Consider the following 26,191-nt stretch of genomic DNA (forward strand, 5'->3'; position numbering starts at 1 on the left):
TCGTTGTTTGAGCGTTGGTTAACAACGCTTATCAACTTCTCGCTAAGAGAGGGTGAACGGGATACCGGCGGAGCGCTGTGGTTGTGAGCGATCGTTAGGCCAGCCCGGTTGCCTCCCCACAAACGGGGTCGTCCCCGCGAACGCGGGGACCCATACCGCGGAATCTATCAAGTAAAGACAGTCGCAGTACCGAGCTACGACTTTTCGCAAAACTTCACCCTGTGGTTATGGATCCCCGCGTGCGCGGGGATGACACGGAATTTGCAGAACCAGCGTTCGCAAAATTCCGAGCGCCTCAATAGCCCCTGGCCCGGTCCACCACGTTCTCCAGCGTGCCGCCGGCCTCGAACCGTGCGATCTGCTCGGCGACATAGGCCGAGATCGCGTCCGCGTCGGTGTCGGCTGCGTTGTGGGGCGTCAGCACCACCTTGGGATGGGTCCAGAACCGGCTGTCCGCCGGCTGCGGCTCCTGCACGAAGACATCGAGCGAGGCGGCGCCCAGCGTGCCATCGTCGAGGCAGGCGAGGATGTCGGCCTCGTTCTGCAAGCCCCCGCGGCCGGCATTGATCAGCACCGGCGCGCCGAGCGGGCTGTTGCGGTTGAGCTTGGTGAAGACGTCGCGGTTGAGGATGCCGTGCGTCTCCGGCGTCAGCGGCAGCAGGCAGACCAGGATATCGGTCGCGCGCAGGAACGTATCGATCTGGGCCGAGCCATGGAAGCATTCGACGCCGTCGATCGCGCGCGGGCTGCGGCTCCAGCCGGCGACGCGGAAGCCGAGCCGGCGCAGCACGTCGGCCGCATCCGCTCCTAACGTGCCGAGCCCCATGACGCCAACCGTGACCGCGCTCGCAGGCCATTGATATTTCGGCTCCCAGCGTTTTGCGCGCTGCGAGTCCCGCAAATAGAGCTCCTGGCGGTGATGCATCAGCACGTGCAGCACGACATATTCAGTCATGCGGCCGGTCAGGTCGGGTACGGCGACCCGGACCAGCGGCACATCGGGCAGGCTCTTGTCCGCCATCAGCGCATCGACGCCGGCGCCGAGATTGAAGATCGCCCGCAGGTTGGGGAAGGCGCCGAGATCGCCGGGCACCGGCTTCCACACCGTGGCATAGTGCACCTCGGCGGGATCGAGCGTGGAATCCGGCAGCAGCACCACACGGCGGCCGCCGCAGACAGCGTCAAACCGGGCCTTCCAGCGCTCGGGCAACCAGTTCTGCTGCGTGCTGTTGATCAGGACGGCCAGTGTGCCCTTGGTCATTCGAAGTGCCTCGTCGGTTCCGCTCAAGAAGGCCCTCCTTGGCACGACCTGCCGGATTTTTCCTGCTATTTTTTTCCGCAGTCCTGTCGGACCGGGGCATAGTGGATCGTCTTCACAACAAGACCCGAGGAAAATGTCGCCCATGCTTTATGCAATCCTTTGCTATCACGATGAGGACTTCGTCGGCTCCTGGAGCAAGGAGCAGGACGAGGCCGTGATGAAGAAGCTCGCCGTGGTGCAGGAGAAGCTCACCCAGCAGGGCCGGCTCGGGCCGGTCGCGCGGCTGCTGCCGACCACGGCAGCGGCGACCCTGCGCAAGGAAGATCCGCCGCTGGTGCTCGACGGGCCCTATGCCGAGACCAAGGAGCAGCTGCTCGGCTTCTACATCGTCGACTGCAAGAATCTCGATGAGGCGCTCGACGTCGCCCGCGACCTTGGCGCAGCCAATCCCGGCGGCGCCTATGAGGTGCGTCCCGTCGGCGTGTTCCGGCCCGGAGGAAACCTGACGTGAGCGAGACCGACACCGCCTGGATCGAGACCGCGCTGACCTCGGCGCGCCCCCAGGCGGTCGGCGCGCTGCTGCGTTATTTCCGCGATCTCGACACCGCCGAGGAGGCGTTCCAGAACGCCTCCCTGCGCGCGCTCAAGACCTGGCCGCAGAACGGACCGCCGCGCGATCCTGCGGCCTGGCTGATCATGGTCGGCCGCAATGCCGCCATCGACGAGGTGCGCCGGACCCGCAAGCAGCAGCCGCTGCCGGAGGACGACCAGGCGATCTCCGATCTCGACGACGCCGAAGGCGCGCTGGCCGAACGGCTGGACGGCTCGCACTACCGCGACGACATCCTGCGGTTGATGTTCATCTGCTGCCATCCGCAATTGCCGGCGACGCAGCAGATCGCGCTGGCGTTGCGCATCGTCTCGGGGCTTACCGTGAAGCAGATCGCGCGAGCCTTCCTGGTGTCGGACGCGGCGATGGAGCAGCGCATCACCCGCGCCAAGACGAAGGTCGCGGAAGCCGGGACGCCGTTCGAAGCGCCCGGCGCAATCGAGCGCTCCGAGCGGCTCGCCGGTGTCGCGGCGATGATTTATTTGATCTTCAACGAGGGCTATTCGGCGAGCGGCGACACCGCGGAGATCCGCAAGCCGCTCTGCGAGGAGGCGATCCGGCTGGGGCGCCTGCTGCTCAGGCTGTTTCCGAGCGAGCCGGAGATCATGGGGCTCACGGCGCTCATCTTGCTGCAGCATGCACGCAGTGCCGCGCGCTTTGCCGCGGACGGTTCGCTGATCCTGCTGGACGACCAGGACCGTTCGCTTTGGAATGACACCATGATCGCGGAAGGGCTGGCGCTGATCGACAAGGCGATGCGCCACCGCCGCAGCGGGCCCTATCAGATCCAGGCCGCGATCGCCGCGCTGCATGCCCGCGCGTCGACGCCGGAGGAGACCGACTGGACGCAGATCGACCTGCTCTATGGCGCACTTGAAGTTGTGCAGCCGTCTCCCGTGGTGACGCTCAACCGCGCGGTTGCGGTCTCCAAGGTGCGGGGGCCGCAAGCCGCGCTCGATCTGATCGAGCCGCTTGCGCCGAAGCTCTCCAACTACTTCCATTTCTACGGCGTGCGCGGCGCCTTCCTGATGCAGCTCGGCCGCAACGAGGAGGCGCGTGTCGCCTTCGACCGCGCCATCGCGCTTGCCAACACGTCCGCAGAAGCGGCCCACATCCGCATGCACATCGATCGCCTGATCCGGGACAGCCAGCCGAAGGCTGGCGCGCGGCAGGGTGCGAAAGTGAAGTGACGCCGCACGCGTCATTCCGGGATCACCCTTCGGGTGCCCCGGAATGACGGCAGAATAATTTCGTCTTCAATTGTCGGCCTCCGCCGTTCCCGTTCGTCCTAAGCCCGTATCCACGGAGCTCCTCATGCTGAAAGCCGTTGCCGTCATCGCCATCCTGCTCGCCGCCGGACTTGCGGGCGTCCTCGCCTTTGCCCTGACAAAACCTGACACGTTCCGCGTCGAGCGGAGCCTCGCGGTGAAGGCGCAGGCCGGTGCGATCTATCCGCAGGTCGCCGATTTCCGCCGCTGGACCAACTGGTCCCCCTATGAGACCCGCGATCCCGCCATGAAGCGCACCTTCGGTGGATCTGAGGGAGGCAAGGGCGCGACCTACGCCTGGGACGGCAACAACAATGTCGGCGCCGGCCGCATGGAGATCCTCGAGGCGACGGGGCCGTCCAAGCTTCGCATCAAGCTCGATTTCGAGCGGCCGTTCGAAGGTCACAACACCGCCGAGTTCACCTTTGTGCCGCAAGGCGATGCCACTCTGGTCACATGGGCGATGTACGGTCCGGCTCCGTTCATGTCCAAGATCATGCAGGTGTTCATCAACATGGACAGCATGATCGGCAAGGATTTCGATGCCGGCCTCGCCAGCCTGAAGAAGCTGACCGAGAAGCAATAAGCCTCACTGCAAACGAAGAGGAGAGAAACGATGCTCAACGCTTATCTGTTCTATCAGGACACCTGCGAAGCTGCGTTCAACTTCTACGCCAAGGTCCTGGGCGGCAAGATCGACGCCATGATGCGGTCATCGGACGCGCCGCCGGACATGCCCGCCGCGCCCGGCCGCGAGAAGATGATCATGCACGCGCGAATGTCGTTGCCCGACGGCAGCGTGCTGATGGCTTCCGACGCGCCGCCGGAGCATTTCGCCAAGCCACAAGGTTTTTCGATCTCGTTCACGGTCAAGGATCCCGCAGATGGCGAGCGTAAATTCAACGCGCTCGCCGATGGCGGCACCGTCACCATGCCGTTCAGCAAGACGTTCTGGGCCAAGGGCTTTGGCATGTGCGTCGACAAGTTCGGCATTCCCTGGATGGTGAACTGCCCGGCCGAAGGGATGTGACAGGCGCGACCGCCTGCATGATCTGTTGAGTCCGCAATCCCCTCTCTGCACTGTCGCGCGAGAGGGGACGCCTGGATTTATCGCGTCATATCCGGATCGGTCGTGCGCTCGCTCAACGGATCGATCCGGTCGCGTCCTCGCTTTGCTGCGGCGGCTGAACGCAGCGAGGGCAGATCACGAGCTTGGTGCCGAGCTGCTTGTCGTTCTCGGCTTCGATCTCGTCATGGACCGCCCACCACGCCTCCGAGTATGGCCGCAAGGTGCCGAGCACTCGTTGCCGCTCCTGATTGGGATCACTTGCGGCGGGCGCGGGGTTCGTCGCGCGCCGCTTGGCGGCATGCGGGCGGTTCGAGCCTTTGTTGGGGTCCTGGCCGAGGCCATCCCATGCGATCGGGCGGCGCTCCTGCGCCGGTGCGACTGCACATCCAAGCAGCGCTGTGCAGAAAGTAAGCAAAATGAAGCCGCGTCGTATCATGCCGGACCCAAAGTTCGATGCGCAATGCGCAAGCTTCCGCACGGGAAACTTGCATCGCGTCGGTCAAATGGAACTTAAGGCAAACGATTGGCCGGCGTGGCCGAGGAATGAACGCGCGATTCGCATCACTTTGCGGGAGCAGTGAGGCCGCTTCGTGAAGCCATGCGGACTGCATCGCACAACAATTGACGCAATATTGGGCTGTAATCTGTACGTCAGAATCGCTATTGGTGACTCACAAAATCTAAAAAGCTGGGGTGGACGTCACTTGGAAGGGGAGCGACCGATGGCGGCGGCGCTACAGATCAATTTTGCCCTGTGGGGGATGCTTATCTGCGTCAGCATGAAGCTGGGGCCGGTGATCCAGACTCTTTATTGACGGCAGCCAAAGTGTAATGGCGTGGAGACCCCGGTGCGCACATTGGGTGCGAGCACAGGGAACCTGCCGTGTGGCCTCGGGCCGGCCAGGCCAATGCCTTTGATGTGACGTGACGCGGTTCACAGAACTCATTCACGTCACATGCGTGGCGGCTGCCACATTCGTCAGCGGCAGCGCGGATAGATCGCGGCGAGATCGCGCCCCTTGAGCAAGAGTAGCCGCGAAGTGAGGCCGCCACGGCGGCTGATCCAGTCGCGCACTGGGCCGGGATAGGCGGCAAGTACCGCGACCGATGCTTCCGGCTCGGCATAAAAGCGCCCGCGCCGGTCGACCGAACGTGCCGCATGGAAGCCGAGCACGGCGCGCTTGGTGACGCAGATGCGCTCGCCCGGCACGATGCTCAGCACCAGCGTGCAGGCAGACAGGCAGGGACCATCGATCACCACGCGCTCGCCGCTCTCGCGCACCTTCTCGAACAAATCGAGGAACGGCCCGACCTGTCCGCCCGGAGACTGGATGATGCGGATTTCAGCGGACGCGGGCGCGGCGGCGAGCAGGGCGGATGCGAGGATCAGGGCTTTGAGGGAGGTGACGCGTCGCATGAACTCTCCACCAACTCGGTTTCGTAGGGTGGGCAAAACGTAGCGTGCCCACCTTCAGCATCGCAGATCCGGAAGAACGTGGTGGGCACGGCGCAAGAGCGCCCTTGCCCACCCTACAGAAACAGTGCCTACCCGTTCCGCCTTTGCCCGCGCAGCGTCGGCAGGCCGATACCCGCCGCATCGAACCCGCCATCAACGGCCAAAATTTGACCGGTGATGTAGCTCGATCGTTCCGAGCACAGGAAGTAGATCGCTTCCGCAAGCTCCTCCTCCAGGCCGTAACGGTTGAGCGGAATGGCGTCGTGATAGTCGGCGCGGATCTCCTTGGAATGCACCTGCTTCGCCATCGCGGTGTCGACCGGCCCCGGCGCAACCGCGTTGACGCGGATGTTGAGCGAGGCGAGTTCGACAGCGAGCTGCTTGGTCAGGTGCGCGAGCCCGGCCTTGCTGGTGCCGTAGGCCGAGCGCAGCGTCGAGGCGCGTACCGCCGAGATCGAGGTGATGTTGACGATCGCGCCGCCATGGCCTTCGCGCATCAAGGGAACCGCGGCCTTGGTGCAGAGGAACGGGCCGGTGAGATTGACCTCGAGCACGCGGCGCCAATCGGTCTCGGACGTCTCCATCAGCGGTGCGAACACCGCGATGCCGGCATTGTTGACCAGTGCATCCAGTCGGCCGAACCGGCGCTCGACCGCCTTCATTGCATCGCTCACCGCGGCGGCGTCCGAGACGTCGCAGGTCAGCGCCAACGTCGCCTCGCTTTGGTCGATTTCGGCGACCGCCCGGCCGAGCAACTCGCCCTCGATGTCGAGCAGCGCCACGCGCCAGCCCTCGCCAAGGAACTTCTTCGCGGTCGCAAGCCCGATGCCGCGGGCGGCTCCGGTGACGAGGGCGATTTTCTGCGGGGCTTGCGGCATGGGAGATTTGTCCTCGAGTAGCATATGGGCGCAGGAGTGCTGGCTCCTTTTACTGCGCTTTTGTGCTGACGAGGAAGGGGCAGGCGAGGGCTGGAGGGGAAGTCGCCCTTACGCCAGCTCCGCCGAGGCACGCTGCATGTTGGCCGACATGTCCGCGGTCACGATGCTCTGCTCCTCGACCGCGGCTGCGGTGGAGGCGATGAACTCGTTGACGCCTGCGATCGCGGCCTTGATCGCGGTCAGGGAGCTCGCGACGTCGCCGGAGATGGTGTTCAGCGCGTCGATTTCGGACGTGATCGTGTCGGTCGCCTGCTTGGCCTGGCTCGCGAGGTTCTTCACCTCGGACGCCACCACCGCAAAGCCGCGTCCCGCTTCGCCGGCGCGGGCCGATTCAATCGTGGCGTTGAGCGCGAGCAGATTGATCTGGCTGGTGATGCCCGAGATCATCTCGACGATGCCGCTCATGGCCTGTGCGGCGGCCGTCAGCTTCTGGGCCTGGAGGTCGGCGGACTCGACCCTTGTGGTCGCGACCTTGGACGTCTCGCGCGACTTCGTCATGGTCTCGGAGATTTCGCGGATCGATGCGCTCATCTCTTCGCTGCCGGCGGCGACCGCCTCGATCAGCCCGCGCGCGTTGTCGGCCTTCTTGCGGCCGATCGCCTGCGCGGTGATGTCGGTGGCGTATTTCACCACCTTGTACGGCTGGCCGTTGAGATCGAAGATCGGGTTGTAGGACGCCTGGATCCAGATCTCGCGGCCGCCCTTGGCGATGCGCTTGTATTCGGCCGCCTGGTATTCGCCGCGATTGAGCGCTTCCCAGAATTGGCGGTAGGCGGCCGAATTCTTCTCGTTCGGCTCGACGAACATGGAATGGTGCTGGCCCTTGATCTCGGCCAGCGAATAGCCCATCGCCTTCAGGAAATTCTCGTTGGCGGTGCGGATCGTGCCGTCCATGTTGAACTCGATCACCGCTTGCGACTTCTGGATCGCGGCGAGCTGACCGTCATTGTCGGCTGCCTTCATCTTCTGCGCGGTGACGTCAGTGGCGAACTTCACCACCTTGAGCGGCCTGCCCATCTCGTCGAGGATCGGGTTATAGGTCGCCAGGATCCAGACTTCCTTGGCCCCCTTGCCGAGCCGCTTGTATTCGGCCGCCTCGAACTGGCCGCGGTTCAGCCGCGCCCAGAAATCCTTGTAGGCGGAGCCCGCGCGGTCCTGCGGCGTCACGAACATGGAGTGGTGCTTGCCCTTGATCTCGTCGAGCGAGTATCCCATCGTCTTGAGGAAGTTCTCGTTGGCGGTGACGATGGTGCCGTCCATGTTGAACTCGATCATGGCCTGCGCACGACTGATCGCCGCGAGCTTCCCCGCGTCCTCCATGGTCCGCATCTTGTAGGCCGTGATGTCGGTGGCGAACTTGATGAAGCTGACCACCTTGCCGGTCTCGTCGAGCAGCGGCGCGTAGGAGGCATGGATCCAGAGCTCTTTGCCGTCCTTGCCGTAGCGCCTGTATTGCGTGGTCTGGAACTCGCCGCGGTTCAGGCTGGCCCAGAAGTCGCGATAGCGGGCGCTTTCGCGCTCGGCCGGGCTGACGAAGATGCTGTGGTGCTTGCCCTTGATCTCCGCGAGCGTGTAGCCGCTCATCTTGAGCAGGTTCTCATTGGCATCGAGGATGGTGCCGTCGAGCCCAAATTCGATGACCGCCTGCGACCGGTCGAGCGCCTCGACCTCCGCGATGGCGTGCCTGACCTTCTTGCTCAGGAAATTGAACACGTAAGCCCCGCAATGCTCGGATGCGATCCGATAGGATCGCCATACCGTTTCCCCTGAGCTGAAAAGTTGCATTGCTATCGTTGAGCATCGGTAAATCCTGAATAACGCTGCGACGAGCTCCGCGAGTCCGCGTGCGACAGCCAACTACTTCAACTGACAGCTGCTCTTGGTTTATATGCACGGTGGAGTTCACAATGCGGAGCCGTACTTGTACGGGGGCGCAGCCGAGATATTTTTCGCGCCGCCTTGCATGGCGGTGTCGGCGCGGTCAGGGGCGAACCGTCTTTAACAGGATGCCTCGTTGCGGAGACTAGCGATGCCCGACCATGAATGCCTGATCCGAGACCTCTTCGCCGCCTATCTCGCCAACGACCGGCAGCGGGTCGCCGACGCATTGGCCGACGATTTCCGCTTCACCAGTCCGTTCGACGACGACCTCGACAAGGCGACCTATTTCGAACGCTGCTGGAGCGACAGCGGCTGGATTGCACGGCATGACATCGAGCGCATCTTCGCCCGGGGCGAGGAGGCCTTCGTTACTTATCTCTGCCTTGCGACAGATGGCAGGAGTTTTCGCAACACGGAGTTCTTCACCTTCGCAAGCGGCAAGATCCGGCGCATCGATGTCTATTTCGGCGCTGCCCGGCAGGATGGTCGTTTCCTGCCGCAGCCGCGCTAGGGCCAGGCCCCTCAGATTATTTCCGCGGGCGTGTCGGTTCGGTGAGAGTTCGTTCGTCTTGAAGGCGAGCGGGCCTGCGCCTCACGGCGCATCCCGGAACCACCGCAGAAGCCAGGATACGACCCATGCGATTCATGATGTTGATGATCCCGCTCGGCTACGAGGCCGCGCCGCCGGACGTCCAGCTCGATCCCGAGCGCGTCGCGGCGATGATGCGCTACAACGAGGCGCTGAAGGACGCGGGCGTGCTGATCACGCTCGATGGCCTGCATCCGCCGTCGATGGGCGCGCGGGTTTCGTTTGCGACCGGCGAGCCTGTCGTGACCGACGGCCCATTCACTGAAGCCAAGGAAGTCCTTGGCGGCTATTGGATGATCGAGGTTGCCTCGCGCGCCGAGGCGATTGCCTGGGCGAAGAAGTGTCCAGCTTCGGCCAACGAGATCATCGAGATCCGGCAAGTCCAGGAGATGAGCGACTTTCCGCCCAACGTGCAGGAGGCCGCGGCCGGTTTCGGCGACCTGAAGAGGTAGCCACAGCGATCGCGATGAAATCGCGTCTGTCGTCAGTCAATCAGCAAGGAGAGAACCGATGAGCACCGAACATAAATTCCTCGCCGTCTATCTCGGCAGCACGAGCGGCGAAAAGATGAAGGCCTGGCATGCGATGCCCGAGGCTGAACGGAAGGCAAAAGAGCGCGAAGGCATGGCCGCCTGGCACGGCTGGGTCGAGAAGCACAAGGATGTCATCGTCGAGCTGGGCGGCCCGCTCGGCAAGACCCGCCGGATCGACGGACGCGGCATTGCCGAGATCAGCAATGCGCTGACCGGCTTCACGGTGGTGCGGGCCGCCTCGCAGGAGGAAGCTGCAAAATTGTTCGAGAACCATCCGCATTTTGCGATCTTCCCGGGCGAGGCGATCGAGGTCATGCCCGTGCTGCCGATTCCGCAGATGTAGCTGCGGACGAGGCCAATTGCGGGTGTGATGCCGTCGCTCCGGGCCGGCATCGCCCGTGAAAGTACGGGGTTAATCACGCCCGATTCCTGCTAGTGACCTTCACCGCCGGCTCATGTAAAGATCGTTCACATGAGCTGGCGCAAGGAGCAGCGCCGCGCCGAGCGCGGCTATCACCACGGAAATCTGAAGGAAGCCCTGTTGCAGGCCGCTCTCGGGCTGATCGCCGAGAAGGGCGCGGCTGGCTTCACCTTCGCCGATGCCGCACGCATGGCCGGCGTCAGCGCAGCGGCGCCCTATCGGCATTTCCGCGACCGTGACGAGCTGTTGTCCTCGATTGCCCAGCGCGGCTTCGAGCAGTTCGAGCAGCGCCTGACCGCGGCCTGGGACGACGGACGCCCCGACACAGTCACCGCGTTCGAGCGCGTCGGCAAAGCCTATCTCGCCTTCGCCCGTGAGGAGCCCGCGTTCTACAACGCGATGTTCGAATCGGGCGTGCCCGTCGACGCCAATCCCGCACTTCAGGCCGCCAGCGAACGCGCCTTCAACATCATTCGCGCTGCAGCCGAGCGGCTCGCGGCGCTGACGCCGCCGGGTAGGCCGCGGCCGCCGGCGATGATGATGGCGCTGCACATCTGGTCGATGGCGCACGGCGTGGCTTCGCTGTTCTCCCGAGGGGACGCCGCGCGACGAAAACTGCCGATGTCGCCGGACGAACTGCTCGAGGCCGAGGTGCTGATCTATCTGCGCGGCCTCGGCTTCCCGACCGACCGCCGTCCTGCAGGCAAGGGCGCCGAGCCGCCGCCGGTGCCGCCGGAGGCGTCCTCCAGTTCAGGCGTGCCGCCGGCTGGTCCCTGGGGCAAGCCGAAATAAAACTGCGCAAAATAATCACGTGGGCGTGTCTGGCGGCCAGCTTGACAAAATCGCCGGATGGTCTAGCTATGTAAATGTTATTTACATTCACAACGGCGCTGGTGCCGTGATGGAGATGGGAAATGGCCTACACCGCTGACGTTAATCGCTGGCGCGGCCCTTCGGACCAATACCAACAATACGAGCGTCCCCGCATGCTCGATACGCCCTGGCATCCCGGCTGGATCGCCGTGACCATCCTCGGCTTCATCATCTGGTGGCCGATCGGACTTGCCCTTCTCTTTTTCACACTCGGGAGCAGAAGAATGTCGTGCTGGAGCCATCAGGATCGCTGGCAGAACAAGATGGAAAAGATGCAGTACAAGATGGACCGCATGCGCGGCCGCATGGAGCGCCGCGGCTTCGGCTTCGGCTTCGGCCCGCCGTCCTCCGGCAACCGCGCCTTCGACGAGTACCGCTCGGAAACGCTGCAGCGGCTCGAGGAGGAGCAGGTCGAGTTCAGGAACTTCCTCGACCGTCTGCGCCACGCCAAGGACAAGGAAGAGTTCGACCAGTTCATGGCGCAGCACAAGACGCGTCCGACCCCGCCGCCGACCGACCAGCAGCAGGGCTGATCTTCAAGGCTGACACCTCTCAAAGCCTTCAGGCGCATGCCCCCAAAGTCCTGATGGCCCCGAGCCGCCCGTCTGCGCAACCCGCAGGCGGGCGGTTTGGTTTTTGGGATCTTGCTTCAATCTCTCGCGTGCGCGAGAGGAGGCATCGGCGGGCTTCGGCCGTCATCGTTGCTCGCATTGCTCGTTGTGCCGCGGCTAGCCCTGTCGCGAGATGCAGGTTGCAATTTATCGAGATAGCAACTGACAATCACTAGACCGGACGTTGCTGCGAATGTCGCTAAGTTGCGGCGATGCGGCCTGTCCGGAAAATCGAATCTCCTCTTGCAACCAAAGGGTGTTGCGCATAATCTTCGGACGTTTTTCAATCGATGATATTTGGCTGAATATTAGGGAGTATTTTCGTGCGGATCGTAACGATCGTTCGGAAGGTAGCCCCTCGCTGCTATCCCAATTACCTCAAGGCTTTTGAAGACGGCGACGAAATCTTCGACCGCTTCAAGATCAACACTCCGCTTCGCATCGCGCACTTCCTGGCTCAGGCGCTATATGAAACCGGCCGCGGTACGGTTCTGTTCGAGAGCCTCAAATACAAAACCACGGCGCGACTTCTCGAGATTTTCGGCATCGGCCATCATAGCGCGGCCATCCGGCCCGACGAGGTCGATCAATATCTCAACAATGATCGTGCCTTGGCCGAGCGCGTCTACGGACTGGGCAATCCGAAGAAGGCGAAGGAGCTCGGCAATACCAAGCAAGGAGACGGATACAAATATCGCGGTGGCGGCCTGTTGCAGACGACTGGCGGCGCCAACTACCTGCGCATGGGCAAACTCGCAGGCGTGGACTTCTACAATAACCCGGATCTGATTGTCTCACCCGAAGCGGCTCTGCTTCCCGCCCTTCACGAATGGAATGAGGGAGGCCTGAACGCATATGCGGATCGGAACGATATCCGCACAATCACGCGGCTCATCAACGGTGGCTACAACGGCCTGAGCGGTCGCACGGAGCTCTTCGAGGTCGTGTGGAGCGCAATAGGCAAGAGCGGCGCGAACCAGGTGGCCTGGAAAGCCGCAACCACGTCGGACGAAACGCGCGAGCTTCAGGAGGCCCTGAACGATCTCGGGGCTGAGCCGGCGCTTGTCGTGGATGGACGATATGGTCCCGCCACCGCGCAGGCGGTCGAGTGGTTTCAAAACCACGCCAAGATCCCGGTCGATGGAAATGCAGGCGTGGTGACGCAGGCGGCGTTGAATCTCCGCCTGAATTCCCGGACGGCTTCAGAGCGCCCCTGAGAGCGTGCCGCCTGTGACGCGCGAAGGTCGCCGGAGCTTCGCAAATGGATGTCTCGATTATTGAGGGCCGAATTTTAGCAAGTTTCATTACGCAGAAGGAATTGAGCATGACCGACGGCGAAAAGATGCTGAAGCTGGCCGAGTCCCGCATCGGCGAGAAATACGTCAATGTCTGCGTTCCCAAGAACAACAAGAACTGGCACGGTCCATGGGACTGCGCGGAGTTCATGTCCTGGTTGGTGTGGCAGGTCGGTGGATTCCTGTACGGATGCGTCGACGACAACGGCAATCCAGCAACGGTCGAGGCCTATACCGGTGCCTGGAAGAGCGATTCACAAAAACTTGGAAAGCGCGTGCCGTGGCGGCAGGCAGCCTCTACGGTGGGAGGCATTCTTCTCCGCTATCCGCCCGGACCGGGCATGATGGGGCACATCGTCGTTTGCGACGGCGAGGGCGGCACCGTGGAGGCGATGGGAACGGCCTATGGCGTTCGTCGCGGCAAGGTGTCGGGCCGGAATTGGGATACCGGCGTCTTGCTGCCGAACTTCACGTATGGGGCGGCGGGTGGAGCACTCGACCTGGTTGAGCCGAGCCAGCTGTATGCGCTTGGGCAGCCGAATATGAAGGCGTCCGTCGTTCGGGACATCCAACGCGCGTTGAAAGAGCTGGGGTTCAATCCGGGGCCGATCAACGGTGAATATAATGACCTGACGGTGGCGGCGGTCGCAGCGTTTCAGGCGACCAAAGGACTCATTGTCGACGGACAGGTAGGACCGCAGACCGCAAAACGGTTGAAGATCGAACTCTAGGGATCGGCGGACTCTTCCACCTGCTCCGCGCGCGACGGAGGCGTCCCGGCGGCATGACTGGCGCCGGGCTGCATCGCATGACCGCCAGCTTCAGCGCGCGGTGGCCAGCTGCGCGTGAACCGAAGCCAGGAATTGTTCGTAGGCGTGATCCACGATCTCGTTGAGCGATCGCGTTCGTGCGAACATCGCCTTGGCCTCGGCGAGAAACTCCTCGCGGGTCGGTATCTTCGGCAGATGCAGGTGTGTCAGCGCGTCGACGCCGTCATGCGCGCGATTGAGGATGTCGTGCAGCGTCGGCAGCTGCAGCTGGGTCGGGTCGGCCCGGTGCAGCGCCGAAGAGATCGCATGTGCAAGCTTCGGCGCGTCGAACCGCCCGGCAAGCTCGCGGGCGGCCCGATTGATGACGCGGGCGCCGAGCGGCTGCTCATTGCGCAGCACCTGTTCGGGCGGCGCCTTCATGTTCCAGACGATTCCGAACCAGGACAATACCGTCAGCACGTAATAGGTGACGTCGATCTCCCACCAGCGAAAACCCTGCCGCACGCTGCTCTGATAGGCGTGGTGATTGTTGTGCCAGCCCTCGCCCATGGTGAGCAGCGCCAGCAGCCAGTTGTTGCGGGAATCATCGCCCGTCACGTAGCGCTTGCGTCCGTGCACATGGGCCAGCGAATTGATGCAGAAGGTCGCGTGATAGACCAGCACCGTGCTCCACAGGAAGCCGACGATCAGACCCGACCACCCGGCCACCAGGAAGCAGAGCGCTGCAAGCACGAAGGCCGGCAGCAGCTCCAGCCGATGCAGCCACATCAGCTCAGGATAAACCGTGAGATCGCCGACTTTCACGAGATCGGTCGCGTCGTGCTCCCGGTAAAAGATCCAGCCGAGATGGCTGTACAGGAAACCGCGCTGACGCGGCGAATGCACATCCAGTTCGGTGTCGGAGTGCAGATGATGATGCCGATGCTTGGCCGCCCACCACAACACGCTCTTCTGCGCGGTGCTTTGCGCAAGGCAGGCCAGGATGAACTGAAACACGCGGCCGGTGGCGAAAGCCCGATGGGAGAAATAGCGGTGGTAGCCGGCGCCGATCGCAAACATCCGAACGACATACAGCGCACCACAGATCGCGACGGCCTGCCACGTGACGCCTGACCAGATCGCCGCAAAGCATCCGAGATGGACCAGCACGAACGGTATGGCGGAGGGGTACATGACGTCGTCGTGGTGGTCGTCGGCGGGCGCGTTGGGCAACATGTTTCAGCGTGACCTCAGGTAACGGGGATCCGGAATTTGCATCGGCAGCACCGAGGGCTGCCGGGTACGAAAAACCCGCGGATGGCGGACCACCGCGGGGCTTGAGCGAGCTGCTTTGCGTGTCATCCCGGCTAAAGCAGCATCAGCCGAAAATCCGACTGAATATATGGGCGCGGATGGCTGGCATGCAAGCTCGTAGCCTCACGGGGAGCTGCGGCATGGTGCTCAGGTAGTCACGGCGGCCGCCGCGTGGCGCGCGGGTCGTCCGCGGCCTATATTCGACACGTGAAGGAAGCACCAAAGCACCGGAGGCGGCCTTGATGGCAGCTGCGACCGCAACGAATGATCGCCTCTGGCAGAACATACGCGCGGAGGCGCAGCGCGTGTGCGAATCCGATCCCGTCTTCAGCAAGTCGCTTGCCGATGCAGTGCTGGCGCATGATAGTTTTGCCGCGGCTCTGGCCGATCTGATCGGGCGCAGGCTTGGCGGCAACGCCGCCGGGCAGGCACGCTTCACGGCCTTTTCTATCGACGCCTTTCGTGGCGCGCCGGAATTGATCGAAGCGGCCGGCCGCGACTTGCAGGCGATCGTGCTCCGCGATCCCGCCGTCGCCGGCCTGTTGCTGCCGCTGCTGCATTTCAAGGGCTACGTGGCGCTACAAGCCTGGCGCGTCTCGCACCGGCTCTGGCGTCATGACCAGCGCGACGCGGCGCTGCTGTTTCAGAACGAGGCCGCGAACGTCCTGCAGGTCAGCATTCACCCGGCGGCCAGCATCGGCTCGTCCGTGTATCTCGACCACGCCACCGGGATCGTGATCGGCGCCAATGTGCTGATCGGCGATGACGTCACCATTCTCCAGAATGTCAGCATCGGCCGCGGCAGCGAACTGCCGACGCGCTCGCCGCGTATCGGCCGCGGCGTCTTCATCGGCGCCGGCGCGACCATCTTGGGCGATATCCGGATCGGCGATTTCGCCAGGATCGGCGCCGACACGGTCGTGACTTCCGACGTTCCCGGCGGCTGCACCGCGGTTGGAAATCCTGCGCGGTTGACCAATTGTCCCGCGCCCGCTTCGGCGGCCTGAGGCACCGTCACGTCATGAGATGCGGCGGAGCGCGGCCCGATCAGCCGCAAAGGCAGGGTCGCCGAGGTCTGCCCCGGCGACATCCCGTTGCCTCAGGCGGCGCGGCGATGGCTCTCGCCGCCATGCTGGGGCATGACCGGCTCCGAGCTGGTCTGGCCCGGCGCATCCAGCACCGCGACGTGATGACGATAGACCATCTCCCAGCCCTTCCATCCCGTGAACAGGAGGATGCCGACCACGATCAGGGAGAGCACCACGCCCCACGGCTTGATCGCAGCCTCGGCGCCTTGCGCGTAGCGCAGGTAGAAATTGATCAGGGCCAGCACGACCGCCGCGAGATTGCCGACCATGTGGTACCAGGCATCGTTGAGGCGGCGGATGCGGGGCTCGCTGAAGAAGTCCGTAAAGCCGGCCACAGCCGCGACGAGCGCCGTGACGATGCCAGCCCCGATCAGCCATATCGCGGCTCTGGCCCAGAAATTGTCGCCGGTTCCGATGAAGGCCAGATCGGCGATGGGCGCGCCGACCAGACATGCGACCGGGAACGGGATCAGCATGGGGTGGAGCGGGTGATCGCCGATGGCGGCGGTCGTCTTGGGGTTGATGGTCATGGCAACACCTCGCGGAAAGTGATTTTTGGGACAATTTTTCGGGCGAGGGCTGGTTCCTCCGGTCGCACGGACACGCGGAACTCTCGTGCGCCGGACGCAGCGCAGCGTCTCTTTGACGATGCGCTGCTGAGCCGGGGCCCATCTCACCGCACATGCACGCCGCATCCCGGGTCCGGGACACGGACTAGGCCTGTCCGCCCATCCCCCTGCGCCACCTACCTTTCCGGCAACCAAATTCACCCCTGGTAACCCCGCATTAACCAACGCCGGGCTCTGGTAAGGGCGGACAATCGCGCCCAAAGCCCGAAGCCAGGGACCGTCAAGGCCCGGGGCCAAAGGCCCATAGTTTTGACATCTTGGCAGGGAATGCAGACGGCCGGCTCTGGACGAGCCCCTGCACCCAGAAAGACAAGGCTTTGAGCGGGCTTGCCGGCCGCGCCGGTGCTAGCGCGGCCATTGGGGAACCGGCAGCCATTTGCTGGCCGGTACATCGGGTAACGATCGCCTTGAGAGGATACTGCTTATGAATCCGGCCGACGTGGCTCAGTCAGCCCTTCCGGTTGCCGCTTCCGCGGACGTGTCGCTGATCGCGCTGTTCTGGCAGGCTCACTGGATCGTGAAAGCGGTGATGCTGGGACTTCTGTCCTGCTCCGTCTGGGTCTGGGCGATCGCCATCGACAAGATCTTCCTGTTTGCCCGCACCCGCCGCTCGATGGACCGTTTCGAGCAGGCGTTCTGGTCCGGCGAATCGATCGAGGAGCTCTATCGCACCCTCTCGGCCAAGCCGACGCATTCGATGGCGGCCTGTTTCGTGGCGGCGATGCGCGAGTGGAAGCGCTCCTTCGAGAGCCACGCCCGCTCGGTCGCGGGCCTGCAGATGCGCATCGACAAGGTCATGAACGTCTCGATCGCGCGTGAGGTCGAGCGGCTGGAACGCCGGCTGCTGGTGCTTGCGACCGTCGGCTCCGCCGGTCCCTTCGTCGGCCTGTTCGGCACGGTCTGGGGCATCATGTCGAGCTTCCAGTCGATCGCGGCGTCGAAAAATACCTCTCTGGCGGTGGTGGCACCGGGCATCGCGGAGGCGCTGTTTGCGACCGCGGTCGGCCTTATCGCCGCCATTCCTGCCACTATCTTCTACAATAAGTTCACGTCCGAGGTGAACCGGCAGGCCCAGCGGCTGGAAGGCTTCGCCGATGAATTTTCCGCCATCCTGTCGCGTCAGATCGACGAGCGGGGCTGACGGACGGCATGTATAGTGTGAAGGGCAATTTGGGCACGCGATCATGGCGATGAACGTTGCGAGTTCGTCCGGAGGCGGCGGCCGCCGCGGCCGGCGCAAGCCCGTCGTGGCCGAGATCAACGTCACGCCGATGGTCGACGTGATGCTGGTGCTGCTCATCATCTTCATGGTGTCGGCGCCGATGCTCACGGTCGGCGTGCCGCTCGACCTGCCGCAGACCCAGGCCAAGAGCCTCGAAAACAACGACCAGAAGCCGATCCAGATGTCGATCGACATCAAGGGCAAGGTGTTCATCAACGACGCCGAGATCGCGATCAACGAGTTGATACCCAAGCTGAAGGCAATCACCGACGCGCGCGGCGGGCTCGAGGAGCGCATCTATTTGCGCGCCGACAAGAAGGCGGATTACGGCACGGTGGCCAGGGTGATGGGCCAGTTGTCCGGCGCCGGATTCAAGAAGCTCGCCCTCGTCACGGAAGCGGATCAGGGGTAGGCCGTGAAGGTGAAGGTCGACAAGACACTCGTTGCGTCGATTGCCCTGCATGTCCTCGTGCTGGGATGGGGGCTGGTCACCTTTAGCAGCAAGGCCTACGTCGCGCCGGAAGAGTCACTTCCGATCGACATCATCTCGACCGATCAGCTCGCGAAGATGATGGCCGGGCAAAAGACCGGCAAGAAGGAAGAGCCCAAGCCCAAGGTCGAGAAGATCGCCGAGCCCAAGCCGGAGGAAGACGCCGTCGGCAAGGTCACCGAGAAGAAAGAACTGATCAAGACCAATTCGCAGCCGGAGCCGCCGCCGAAGCCGGTCGAGAAGCCGGTGGAGAAGAAACCCGAGCCGCCGAAGCCCGTGGCCGAGGCGAAGCCGAAGGAAGAGCCGAAGCCGCAGGAAAAGAAGCCTGATCCGGCCAAGGAAGATCCGATCGCCGAGCTGCAGAAGAAGCTGGAGACCAAGAAGCCGCCGCCCAAGCCCGTGGAGCAGAAGGTTGCGGCGGTGCAGCCGCAGCAGCAGCCCAAGCCCAAGGAGCGCAGCTTCGATCCCGCGCAGATCCAGCGCGACCTCGACAAGCGTGCCGCGACCCGGCACGAGCTCACGGGAACGGCGCTGAACGCCTCGGCCTCGCTGGGATCGGCGACCGGCACTGCCGCCAACAACATTGCGACCTGGCGCGGTGCGTTCCAGGCCGCGGTCAAGCGCTGCTTCACGCCGACCTATAACGGGCAGGACGCCGACCAGTACGAAGCCGACATCGACATTCCCATGAAGATCGACGGATCGCTGGCGTCCGAACCCATCGTGGTCGCGGTGAGGGGGCCGTCGCGGTCGATCGCCCAGGCGGTGGCGGAGAGCGCCAGGCGCGCCATCGTGCAGTGTCAGGTCTACGCGTTCATGCCGAAGCAGCAGTACGAGAGCTGGAAGCTCATTCCGATGACTTTCGGCCTGAAAGATATGTTGTGACATCCGAACAAAAGAATTTTTGCAATGAATGACGTCCGATCGATGAACCGCCGCCGCTTCATGACCCTGACCGGATCAACGCTCGCGATGCTCGGGGGCGGACGTGCCCTCGCTCAAGGCCAGGACGGCCGCATCCGCATCGATCCCACGGCATTCCAGCCGATCCCGATCGCGATCACCGGCTTCGTGCCGGGCTCGCCGTCCGACGGCGACGTCGGCAACGGCGTCACTCAGGTCATCACCAACAATCTGAAGCGCTCGGGCCTGTTCGCGCCGATCGACCAGGCCGCCTTCATCGAGCGCATCAGCAACATCGACGTCGCGCCGCAATTCCAGAACTGGAAGACGCTCAACGCGCAGGCCCTCGTCACCGGCCGCATGACGCGGCAATCAGATGGACGGCTCAAGGCCGAATTTCGCCTGTGGGACGTGGTCTCCGGCCAGCAGCTCGCCGGACAGCAATATTTCACCTCGCCGGAATATTGGCGCCGCATCGCCCACATCATCTCCGACCAGATCTATGAGCGGATGACCGGCGAGAAGGGCTATTTCGACAGCCGCGTGGTGTTCGTGGACGAGAGCGGTCCGAAGGAGCGCCGCGTCAAGCGGCTCGCCATGATGGACCAGGACGGTGCCAATGTGCGCTACCTGACCCGCGGCTCCGACCTCGTGCTGACGCCGCGCTTCTCGCCGAACTCGCAAGAGATCACCTATATGGAGTTCGGCCAGGGCGATCCGAAGGTCTATTTGTTCAACATCGAGACCGGCCAGCGCGAGATCGTCGGCAACTTCCCGGGCATGACCTTTGCGCCGCGCTTCTCGCCGGACGGCCAGCGCGTCATCATGAGCCTGCAGCAGGGCGGCAATTCCAACCTGTTCGTGATGGATCTGCGCTCGCGCTCGACCACGCGCCTCACCGACACGCCGGCGATCGATACCTCGCCGTCTTACTCGCCGGACGGCACCCGCATCTGCTTCGAGTCCGATCGTGGCGGCAGGTCGCAGATCTATGTGATGGCCGCGGGCGGAGGACAGGCGCAGCGGATCTCCTTCTCCAAGGACGATACCAACGCCAGCTATTCGACCCCGGTATGGTCGCCGAAGGGCGATTACATCGCCTTCACCAGGCAGGGCGGCGGGCAATTCTCGATCGGCGTCATGAAGCCCGACGGCTCCGGCGAGCGGCTATTGACCTCCGGCTTCCACAATGAAGGCCCGACCTTCTCGCCGAACGGCCGCGTGCTGATGTTCTTCCGCGATCCCGGCGGCAATGGCGGGCCGTCGCTGTACAGCGTCGACATCTCCGGCCGCAACGAGCTCAAGGTGCCGACGCCCGGCTTCGCCTCCGACCCGGCATGGTCGCCGCTGTTATCCTCGACGGCGGGTTGACAAGAGAGCGCTAAAACATCGCGCGTTCAGACGCGCGATGTTGTCGAAAAACGCGCCGATTTTTTCGACTTTTCTGCGCAAAGCAAGCCTTCCTTCACCTTGTGCCCGGCAAGGCTTGCCTAGTTGCTTGATATTTAAGCGGAAATCGGTTCGCTGATACCGAAAAACAACTCGACTTTAACGATGTTCCCTCAGAAAGACTTCATCTGGGCTGGGTAAGACTACGCGCCAAACAGGACGCGTAACAAGCCAATGCAACTGGCCGACCAGAAGCAGAGTGATCGAGACGAGCTGGAGCCGATACTCTACGCCGCTCTCATCAACTCCATGGTGCAGAATTTCTGGGCGATCTTCCTCGGCTCGGCCTCCGCGGCCGTGGCCGCGGTGATGACTGCGTTGAAGACGGGCGACGTCTGGCTGTGGCCGCTCGCATTCCTGCTGATTGCCATCGGCACCGCGCGGGCCTTCCAGATGCGCGGATATGAAAACCGCACCGAGGTGCTGTCATTCGAAGAGGCCAAGCACCTGGAGCCGCGTTACTGGATCGGCGCGCTGAGCTATGCGGCCGTGCTCGGTGTGTGGGCCTTCGTCGTCATCTACAACAACAACGATCCGGTCGCCGACATGCTCTGTGTCGCCATCGGCATCGGCTACACCGCGGGCGGCGCCGCCCGCAATTACGGGCAGCCCCGGGTGATCCAGTGGCACGTCGCACTGGCCTGCGGTCCGATGTCGCTCGCCTTGCTGCTGCACGGCGGCTTCTACCACATCGGTCTTGCCATTCTGCTGGTGTTCTTCTTCATCGGGCTCAAGAACATCAACCTCAGCCTGCATGCGATCTTCGTCAAGGCGCTGACCTCGAGCTTCCGCGAATCCGCGCTGGCGAGCCAGTTCGACACCGCGCTCAACAACATGCCGCACGGGCTGTGCATGTTCCGCGCCGACGGCCGCCTTGCGGTGATGAACCACCGCTTCGGCGAGCTGATGGCCTTGCCCGAGGACCTCGTCAAGCGCGGCGCCACTGCCGCCGATATCGCGGCGGCCTGCGTTTCCGCCGGGTCGATCTCGGCGGAGAGCGGCAACCACATCCTGGCCGAGATCGAGCATGCGCGGATCTGCGAGATCGTCACCGCCGATCCGGATTCCTCGCGCGGCCGCACCCTGGCCTGGACGTTCCAGCCGATGACCGGCGGCGGCACGGTGCTGCTGCTGGAAGACATCACCGAACGCACCAATGCGGAAGCCCGCATCAGCCATCTCGCCCGTTATGACGAGCTCACGGCGCTGCCCAACCGGGTCAGCTTTCACGACGAGATCGAGCGGCTGCTGAAGAATTCGCATCATGCCGAGCGGCTCTCCGCGCTGCTCTTCGTCGACCTCGACCAGTTCAAGCAGGTCAACGACACGCTCGGTCATCCCTGCGGCGACCAGCTGCTGTGCGCCGTCGCCAACCGTCTGCGCGAAATGCTGCGCCCCGAAGATTTCGTCGCCCGTTTCGGCGGCGACGAATTCGTCGTGTTCCAGCAGAACATCTCCTCGCCCGAGGACGCCGCCGCGCTGGCCCGCCGCATCGTCGAGCGGCTGAGCGAGCGCTACCGCATCGACAATCATTTGGTCGAGATCGGCGCCAGCGTCGGCATCGCGCTGACCTCGCCGGGCGATGCCAGTGCCGATACGCTGCTCAAGAACGCCGACATGGCGCTGTACCGTGCCAAGGCCGACGGCCGCGGCACGTTCTGCTTCTTCCGCGACGAGATGGCGGCGACCGTCGAGGCCCGCCGCATCCTCGAGCTCGACCTGCGCAAGGCGCTCGCCAACGAGGAATTCGAGCTGTTCTACCAGCCGCTGGTCAATCTGAAGTCCGGCAAGATCACCACTTGCGAGGCGCTGCTGCGCTGGAATCATCCGGTGCGCGGCACGGTCTCGCCGATCGACATCATCCCGGTCGCCGAGGACATGGGCCTGATCGTCGATCTCGGCCGCTGGATCCTGCGCCGCGCCTGCATGGAATGCATGAAGTGGCCGGAGGGCGTCAGCGTCGCCGTCAACTTCTCGCCGCAGCAATTCCACCAGCGCGACGTGCTGAGCGAAATCCGCTACGCGCTGGAGGTGTCGGGCCTGCCGGCGCATCGGCTGGAGATCGAGATCACCGAGTCCTCGCTGCTGCGCAACACCCAGCTGACCCACGACATCCTGTCGCAATTGCATGCGCTCGGCGTGCGCATCTCGCTCGACGATTTCGGCACCGGCTATTCCAGCCTCAGCTATCTGCACAATTTCCCGATGCAGAAGGTGAAGATCGACCGCTCCTTCCTCGAAGGCATCGACACCGACCGCCCGCTGACGCTGTTGCGCGGCGTGGCGCGGCTGTCCGCCGATCTCGGCATGGCCGTCGTGGTCGAGGGCATCGAGACCAACGAGCAGCTCGATCTGATCAGCGCCGACGGCACCGTCTCCGAGGCGCAAGGCTATCTGTTCAGCCGTCCGGTGCCCGCCGTGCGGATGCGCCAGCTGCTCAACGCCTCGCATGGGCGGCGCGGCGAAGGCCAGCTCCACGTCGCCAGCTCGCGCTCCTTCGCTTAACTCCGTTTCTCGGAACGTCCCATCATTTCAGACTGTTGCAGGGTACCGTAGTGCTACGGAGGTTAACCCTAACCCTTCGATTGCTTTGCATACTTGTTAAGAAGGTGTTAATAAATCATGGCGCGCGCGTAAGTTGTCTTGCAGGAATTGCCTTCGAATGCCGCGACGTGAGTGTGTTTAAGGAGTTGGAATGCAGTCCTCAGCCAGATCTGTCATTTCGGCTGTTGGACGGGGAGCAGAGCTTCTGACCGACGTCGATTATCATCTTGCCGAAACCGTCGCGGAGAAGGAGGAGATCTACAATCTCCGCTACCGCGCCTATCTGCGGGAAGGCGCGGTGAAGCCCTCCGCCGATGCGCGGGTGACCGACCGCTACGACGAGCTGCCGAACGCGTGGACCTTCGGCGTCTATCTCCATGGCGAACTCTGCAGCTCGGTGCGCATCAGCGTGCTGACATCGGAATGGCGCGAGTCCACCTCGGCCGATGTCTTCCCGGACATCCTGCTGCCGCGGCTCGATCGCGGCGAGGTCATGATCGACCCGACCCGCTTCGTCGCCGATCCCGACCAGGTCAAGCGGGTCCCGGAATTGCCCTATCTGACGACGCGTCTCGCTTACATGGCCTGTGAGCATTTCAATGCCGATCTCGGCCTCGCCATCGTGCGCCCCGAGCATCAGGCCTTCTACCGGCGGGTGTTCCTGCATGAGACCATCGCCGAGCCGCGGCTGGTTCCCGGCCTCACCAAGCCGTTCGGACTGATGGCGGCGGACTTCCCGACCTTCCGCAAGAAGGTGTTCGAGCGTTATCCTATCATGCGGTCGACTGCCTTCGAGCGGCGGATGCTGTTCGGGCGCGGCGGCCAGCGCCAGGTGCCGCAGCGGCCGGTGCTCGTGGCGGACGCTGCGCACGCGGACGCCGCGCACGCCTGAGTCGGCGATGGCGTGGATGCGGCTCCAGGTTTGAGCCTGGGCTCTGCCCCTTACCCGTCACGCGTCGCCACGCATCGCGCCCTGGGCCCAAAATTCCGGCGAAAGCCGGGTTTTTGCCGGCCGCCGCGGCTTGCCTTCACCCTCGCGCCACATTTACAACCCATTAACCATGACGGGTGCTTTTCGCTGGTTGGGGGCATTTGATCGGCTGAGGCAAGGTTCCGTCAAGGTTGACGGAACGTTCGCTTAACCAACCCCCTGTAGACCGGACAGCAGTGGACTAACGTGAGCGTGGAGGCTCCGGAATGAAACATCCTATGCGTATCCTCCAGGGATTGAAGCTGGTCGCGGTGCTCGCCGTCGCGCTGTCGATGGGCGCCTGCGCCAACAAGAATGCCGCGACGGATGCGATGGCCAATGCGGCAACACCTGGCAGTCAGCAGGATTTCGTCGTCAACGTGGGTGACCGCGTGTTCTTCGAAAGCGACCAGACCGATCTGACCCCACAGGCGATCGTGACCCTGGAGAAGCAGGCGCAGTGGCTGCAGACCTATCCGCGCTACAGCTTCACCGTCGAGGGCCACGCCGACGAGCGCGGCACCCGCGAATACAACATCGCGCTCGGCGCCCGGCGAGCCCAGTCGGTGCGTTCGTTCCTGGCCTCGCGCGGCATCGATCCGAACCGCATGCGCACGATCTCCTACGGCAAGGAGCGGCCGGTCGCCGTCTGTAACGACATCTCCTGCTGGTCGCAGAACCGCCGTGCCGTCACCGTGCTGAACGCGAGCTCCTGACGCCGAGATACTGACACTCAGTCAGGCGCCGTTCATCTTCCAAAACCGATTATGCCGGCGCCCTCTCGGGCGCCGGTTTCGTTTCAGCAAACCGTGACCTAAAACCCCTTGGTTCAAGTCACGGTTTTGGCGTACTCCCTTCCTCATTATGTGGCGCGGCGAATGGTCCGCCGTGGGCCACGTCGCTTTTGTCGTCAGGGCAAGATGTCATCGAAATTCAAGGCAATTACCGGCACCGTGGCAACCGTCGCGCTGCTCTCTTTGTGTTCGCCCGCAACTGCGCAGTCGGTCTTTGCGCAGTCGGATGATGCCGATCCCGAGATGCGGATCGAGCGGCTGGAGAACCAGCTGCGCCAGCTCACTGGCCAGAACGAAGAGCTGCAATACCGCAACCGCCAGCTCGAAGAGCGGCTGCGGGCGCCCGAGGGCGGCGCCCAAGGCGCGCCCGGACAGGCGCCCAATGTCGCGGCGATGCCGTCCGCCCAGGTCGGACCAGGTCAGGTTGTGCCCGGCTATCGCCAGCAGCCGCAGCAGCAGGCCGTGCAACCGAATTACGAGCAGCCGCAGAGCGCGGCTTCTGCGCCGATCGTTCAGGAGCAGCCGGCGCCCGGCGCTCCCGGCACGCGCCGTCGCGGCGATGCCTTCGATCCGAACCAGAACCCGAACGCGCCGGGTGCGCCGCGCGCGCTCGGCGGCGGCCCGCAGCCGATGCCGTCGGGAGCACCCGGCGGCCGCGGCGCCGGCGAGCCGCTCGATCTCGCCAACACCGGCCCCCGTTATCAGCAGCAGGCCGCTCCCCCGGCCGCGCAGCCCGGCTATCCGCCGGCCCAATCCGGCTCTCCCGCGCCCGCCGGCGGCGCCGGCCTGACCACGCTGCCGCCCTCGGCAACGCCGCGCGACGAGTTCGACCTTGGCATCGGCTACATGCAGCGCAAGGACTACGCGCTCGCCGAGCAGACCATGAAGAACTTCACGCAGAAATATCCGAGCGACCCGCTGCTCGGCGACGCGCAATACTGGCTCGGCGAGAGCTACTTCCAGCGCCAGCAATATCGGGACTCCGCGGAAGCCTTCCTCGCCGTCACCACCAAATACGAGAAATCGGCCAAGGCCCCGGATGCGCTGCTGCGGCTCGGCCAGTCGCTCGCCGCGCTGAAGGAGAAGGAGGCCGCCTGCGCCGCCTTCGGCGAGGTCGGCCGCAAATATCCGCGCGCCTCCGCCGGCGTCAAAGCCGCGGTCGACCGCGAGCAGAAACGGGTGAAGTGCTGACGTCGGGGTCCTGACAACGCGGATGGCGCTGCGCTAGACAATC

The 26,191-nt window shown here is 63.8% G+C and carries 27 protein-coding genes; 20 read left to right on the forward strand and 7 right to left on the reverse strand.

Annotated elements, in window-relative coordinates:
• Positions 1–295: 295 nt before the first annotated feature.
• Positions 296–1,261, reverse strand: coding sequence for a glyoxylate/hydroxypyruvate reductase A (locus tag GDN70_RS08560; RefSeq protein ID WP_152103676.1), 966 nt, complete (start codon positions 1,259–1,261; stop codon positions 296–298).
• Positions 1,262–1,403: 142 nt separating this feature from the next.
• On the opposite strand from GDN70_RS08560, the gene GDN70_RS08565 reads away from it, so the two are divergent.
• The 4 genes from GDN70_RS08565 to GDN70_RS08580 all read left to right on the forward strand — a co-directional run bounded on the left by GDN70_RS08565 (position 1,404) and on the right by GDN70_RS08580 (position 4,169).
• Positions 1,404–1,772, forward strand: a complete 369-nt coding sequence (locus GDN70_RS08565; RefSeq protein ID WP_028140339.1) for a YciI family protein — start codon at positions 1,404–1,406, stop codon at positions 1,770–1,772.
• Entirely contained in the window at positions 1,769–3,061 is a 1,293-nt protein-coding gene (locus GDN70_RS08570) for an RNA polymerase sigma factor (protein WP_028140338.1), read from the forward strand. Before GDN70_RS08565 ends, GDN70_RS08570 begins: the two co-directional genes overlap by 4 nt.
• Before the next feature lie 124 nt (positions 3,062–3,185).
• On the forward strand, positions 3,186–3,725 hold the full coding sequence (locus tag GDN70_RS08575; protein ID WP_028140337.1) for an SRPBCC family protein: 540 nt from the start codon (positions 3,186–3,188) through the stop codon (positions 3,723–3,725).
• 30 nt (positions 3,726–3,755) lie between these two features.
• Positions 3,756–4,169 carry a VOC family protein gene (locus GDN70_RS08580; RefSeq protein WP_028140336.1) on the forward strand — a complete coding sequence of 138 codons (414 nt, stop codon included), beginning with the start codon at positions 3,756–3,758 and terminating at the stop codon, positions 4,167–4,169.
• Between the two features lie 112 nt (positions 4,170–4,281).
• Here GDN70_RS08580 and GDN70_RS08585 read toward each other — a convergent pair whose 3' ends face one another.
• The 4 genes from GDN70_RS08585 to GDN70_RS08605 form a co-directional block, all read right to left on the reverse strand.
• Positions 4,282–4,644 carry a hypothetical protein gene (locus tag GDN70_RS08585; protein WP_028140335.1) on the reverse strand — a complete coding sequence of 121 codons (363 nt, stop codon included), beginning with the start codon at positions 4,642–4,644 and terminating at the stop codon, positions 4,282–4,284.
• 543 nt (positions 4,645–5,187) lie between these two features.
• Positions 5,188–5,625: a hypothetical protein gene (locus GDN70_RS08590; RefSeq protein ID WP_028140334.1), complete on the reverse strand. Its 438-nt coding sequence runs from the start codon at positions 5,623–5,625 to the stop codon at positions 5,188–5,190.
• A 128-nt stretch (positions 5,626–5,753) separates the two neighbouring features.
• The gene (locus GDN70_RS08600; RefSeq protein WP_152102389.1) at positions 5,754–6,542 is read right to left on the reverse strand and encodes an SDR family NAD(P)-dependent oxidoreductase; all 789 of its coding nucleotides are present in this window, start codon (positions 6,540–6,542) and stop codon (positions 5,754–5,756) included.
• A gap of 108 nt (positions 6,543–6,650) precedes the next feature.
• Positions 6,651–8,315, reverse strand: a complete 1,665-nt coding sequence (locus GDN70_RS08605) for a PAS domain-containing methyl-accepting chemotaxis protein (RefSeq protein WP_152102390.1) — start codon at positions 8,313–8,315, stop codon at positions 6,651–6,653.
• 316 nt (positions 8,316–8,631) lie between these two features.
• Here GDN70_RS08605 and GDN70_RS08610 point away from each other — a divergent pair, with 316 nt between their 5' ends.
• The 7 genes from GDN70_RS08610 to GDN70_RS08640 all read left to right on the forward strand — a co-directional run bounded on the left by GDN70_RS08610 (position 8,632) and on the right by GDN70_RS08640 (position 13,536).
• Positions 8,632–8,994 (forward strand): nuclear transport factor 2 family protein, encoded by a 363-nt coding sequence (locus GDN70_RS08610; protein ID WP_038948382.1) that lies wholly within the window; start codon positions 8,632–8,634, stop codon positions 8,992–8,994.
• Between the two features lie 125 nt (positions 8,995–9,119).
• The gene (locus GDN70_RS08615; protein ID WP_028140330.1) at positions 9,120–9,524 is read left to right on the forward strand and encodes a YciI family protein; all 405 of its coding nucleotides are present in this window, start codon (positions 9,120–9,122) and stop codon (positions 9,522–9,524) included.
• 58 nt (positions 9,525–9,582) lie between these two features.
• A complete protein-coding gene (locus tag GDN70_RS08620; RefSeq protein ID WP_028140329.1) occupies positions 9,583–9,948 on the forward strand; it encodes a YciI family protein in 366 nt (121 codons plus the stop codon).
• Between the two features lie 129 nt (positions 9,949–10,077).
• Positions 10,078–10,818, forward strand: a complete 741-nt coding sequence (locus tag GDN70_RS08625) for a TetR/AcrR family transcriptional regulator (RefSeq protein ID WP_038970904.1) — start codon at positions 10,078–10,080, stop codon at positions 10,816–10,818.
• A gap of 122 nt (positions 10,819–10,940) precedes the next feature.
• Positions 10,941–11,432: a DUF2852 domain-containing protein gene (locus GDN70_RS08630; protein WP_038948384.1), complete on the forward strand. Its 492-nt coding sequence runs from the start codon at positions 10,941–10,943 to the stop codon at positions 11,430–11,432.
• Positions 11,433–11,833: 401 nt separating this feature from the next.
• The gene (locus GDN70_RS08635) at positions 11,834–12,727 is read left to right on the forward strand and encodes a peptidoglycan-binding protein (protein ID WP_152102391.1); all 894 of its coding nucleotides are present in this window, start codon (positions 11,834–11,836) and stop codon (positions 12,725–12,727) included.
• 44 nt (positions 12,728–12,771) lie between these two features.
• Complete coding sequence (locus tag GDN70_RS08640; RefSeq protein WP_083859298.1) at positions 12,772–13,536, forward strand: peptidoglycan-binding protein; 765 nt, start codon at positions 12,772–12,774, stop codon at positions 13,534–13,536.
• A gap of 90 nt (positions 13,537–13,626) precedes the next feature.
• On the opposite strand, the gene GDN70_RS08645 is transcribed toward GDN70_RS08640, so the two are convergent.
• Positions 13,627–14,790 (reverse strand): acyl-CoA desaturase, encoded by a 1,164-nt coding sequence (locus GDN70_RS08645; RefSeq protein ID WP_095426681.1) that lies wholly within the window; start codon positions 14,788–14,790, stop codon positions 13,627–13,629.
• 320 nt (positions 14,791–15,110) lie between these two features.
• Between GDN70_RS08645 and GDN70_RS08650 the strand changes: the two genes are divergently transcribed.
• Complete coding sequence (locus GDN70_RS08650; RefSeq protein ID WP_152102392.1) at positions 15,111–15,875, forward strand: serine acetyltransferase; 765 nt, start codon at positions 15,111–15,113, stop codon at positions 15,873–15,875.
• A gap of 92 nt (positions 15,876–15,967) precedes the next feature.
• On the opposite strand, the gene GDN70_RS08655 is transcribed toward GDN70_RS08650, so the two are convergent.
• Positions 15,968–16,486, reverse strand: coding sequence for a DUF2231 domain-containing protein (locus tag GDN70_RS08655; RefSeq protein ID WP_152102393.1), 519 nt, complete (start codon positions 16,484–16,486; stop codon positions 15,968–15,970).
• 523 nt (positions 16,487–17,009) lie between these two features.
• Here GDN70_RS08655 and tolQ point away from each other — a divergent pair.
• From tolQ to ybgF, 8 genes are all read left to right on the forward strand, one after another.
• Positions 17,010–17,726 (forward strand): protein TolQ, encoded by a 717-nt coding sequence (tolQ, locus tag GDN70_RS08660; RefSeq protein ID WP_018641591.1) that lies wholly within the window; start codon positions 17,010–17,012, stop codon positions 17,724–17,726.
• Between the two features lie 43 nt (positions 17,727–17,769).
• The gene (tolR, locus tag GDN70_RS08665) at positions 17,770–18,219 is read left to right on the forward strand and encodes a protein TolR (RefSeq protein ID WP_028140322.1); all 450 of its coding nucleotides are present in this window, start codon (positions 17,770–17,772) and stop codon (positions 18,217–18,219) included.
• Between the two features lie 3 nt (positions 18,220–18,222).
• The gene (locus GDN70_RS08670; RefSeq protein ID WP_028140321.1) at positions 18,223–19,182 is read left to right on the forward strand and encodes a hypothetical protein; all 960 of its coding nucleotides are present in this window, start codon (positions 18,223–18,225) and stop codon (positions 19,180–19,182) included.
• A 42-nt stretch (positions 19,183–19,224) separates the two neighbouring features.
• Positions 19,225–20,571, forward strand: a complete 1,347-nt coding sequence (gene tolB, locus GDN70_RS08675) for a Tol-Pal system beta propeller repeat protein TolB (RefSeq protein ID WP_028140320.1) — start codon at positions 19,225–19,227, stop codon at positions 20,569–20,571.
• A gap of 252 nt (positions 20,572–20,823) precedes the next feature.
• Entirely contained in the window at positions 20,824–23,154 is a 2,331-nt protein-coding gene (locus tag GDN70_RS08680; RefSeq protein WP_038974611.1) for a bifunctional diguanylate cyclase/phosphodiesterase, read from the forward strand.
• A gap of 190 nt (positions 23,155–23,344) precedes the next feature.
• On the forward strand, positions 23,345–24,085 hold the full coding sequence (locus tag GDN70_RS08685; RefSeq protein WP_028140318.1) for a hypothetical protein: 741 nt from the start codon (positions 23,345–23,347) through the stop codon (positions 24,083–24,085).
• 305 nt (positions 24,086–24,390) lie between these two features.
• Positions 24,391–24,879 (forward strand): peptidoglycan-associated lipoprotein Pal, encoded by a 489-nt coding sequence (gene pal / locus GDN70_RS08690; RefSeq protein ID WP_018317777.1) that lies wholly within the window; start codon positions 24,391–24,393, stop codon positions 24,877–24,879.
• A gap of 204 nt (positions 24,880–25,083) precedes the next feature.
• Positions 25,084–26,148: a tol-pal system protein YbgF gene (gene ybgF, locus GDN70_RS08695; RefSeq protein WP_152102394.1), complete on the forward strand. Its 1,065-nt coding sequence runs from the start codon at positions 25,084–25,086 to the stop codon at positions 26,146–26,148.
• Positions 26,149–26,191: the final 43 nt, after the last annotated feature.

This window comes from Bradyrhizobium sp. TM102, from assembly GCF_009176685.1.
GTDB lineage: Bacteria > Pseudomonadota > Alphaproteobacteria > Rhizobiales > Xanthobacteraceae > Bradyrhizobium > Bradyrhizobium ottawaense.